This is a genomic window from Achromobacter animicus, from assembly GCF_902859585.1.
Classification (GTDB): domain Bacteria; phylum Pseudomonadota; class Gammaproteobacteria; order Burkholderiales; family Burkholderiaceae_B; genus Achromobacter; species Achromobacter animicus.
The window spans coordinates 1-1,524 of record NZ_CADIJM010000038.1; the positions used below are offsets into that span (position 1 = coordinate 1).

Sequence of the window (1,524 nt, forward strand, 5' to 3'; positions counted from 1 at the left end):
CGGCAACGTCCTGACCAACGACACGCTCGGCGCCGACAAGAGCACCGTCGCCATCACGACGACCGACGCCAAGTACGGCAAGCTGGTCGACAACGGCGACGGCACCTGGTCCTATCAGCTGAACAACAGCCTGCCGGCAGTCCAAGCCCTGAACAACGGCCAAACGCTCACGGAAACCATCCGCTACACCATCACGGACGCGGACGGCGACAAGAGCGAAGCGACCCTGACCATCACCATCAACGGCCAGACCGATGGTCCCCCGGTCGTCACGCCGGTTGACAGCGACGGCAACGTCACCAGCGCGCACAACAGCGTGGTGGAAGCTTCCGGCGCGACGGTCACGGGTTCGATTGGCGTGTCGGCTGAAGCCGGCATCACCGCCGTCACCGTGGCTGGCCGCGACGTGACCGGCGCCTCTGCCGCCAACCCGGTTGTCATCACCACCGAGAAGGGCATCCTGACCGTCACCGGCTACAACGCCGCGACGGGCGTCATCTCCTACTCCTACAAGGAAACGGGCGGCGCGGATAACCACTCGGCGGGCGACGACTCGGTTCGTGACAACTTCACGGTCAAGGTCACCGACCTGGCCGGCAAGTCGACGAGCAATGATCTGGTCATCCAGATCGTTGACACGGCCCCGATCGCCAAGAACGATGCGGCTTCGGTCACCGAAGACACCGCAACGCCGATCAACGGCAATGTGCTCGCCAACGACACGCTCGGCGCCGATAAGAGCACCGTGGCCATCACGACGACCGATGCCAAGTACGGCAAGCTGGTCGACAACGGCGACGGCACGTGGTCGTACCGACTGAACAACGGCCTGCCCGCGGTTCAGGCTTTGAATAACGGCCAAACGCTCACCGAGACCATCCGCTACACGATCACGGATGCGGACGGCGACAAGAGCGAAGCGACCCTGACCATCACCATCAACGGCCAGACCGATGGTCCTCCGGTCGTCACCCCGGTTGATTCGGACGGCAACGTCACCAGCGCGCACAACAGCGTGGTGGAAGCTTCCGGCGCGACGGTCACGGGTTCGATTGGCGTGTCGGCTGAAGCCGGCATTACCGCCGTCACGGTTGCTGGTCGCGATGTGACCGGCGCATCTGCCGCGAACCCGGTCGTCATCACCACCGAGAAGGGCATCCTGACGGTCACCGGCTACAACGCTGCGACGGGCGTCATCTCCTACTCCTACAAGGAAACGGGCGGCGCGGACAACCACTCGGCAGGCGATGACTCGGTCCGTGACAACTTCACGGTCAAGGTCACCGACCTGGCCGGCAAGTCGACGAGCAACGACCTGGTCATCCAGATCATCGACACGGCTCCGATCGCCAAGAACGATGCGGCTTCGGTCACCGAAGACACCGCAACGCCGATCAACGGCAATGTGCTCGCCAACGACACGCTCGGCGCCGATAAGAGCACCGTGGCCATCACGACGACCGATGCCAAGTACGGCAAGCTGGTCGACAACGGCGACGGCACGTGGTCCTACCAACTGAACAA

1 protein-coding gene is annotated in these 1,524 nt (G+C 63.6%); it reads left to right on the plus strand.

Annotated elements, in window-relative coordinates; all coding sequences use genetic code 11:
• Positions 1-1,524 (plus strand): cadherin-like domain-containing protein (locus HV681_RS27655; protein WP_175126282.1); only part of this gene is annotated, 1,524 nt, incomplete at both ends.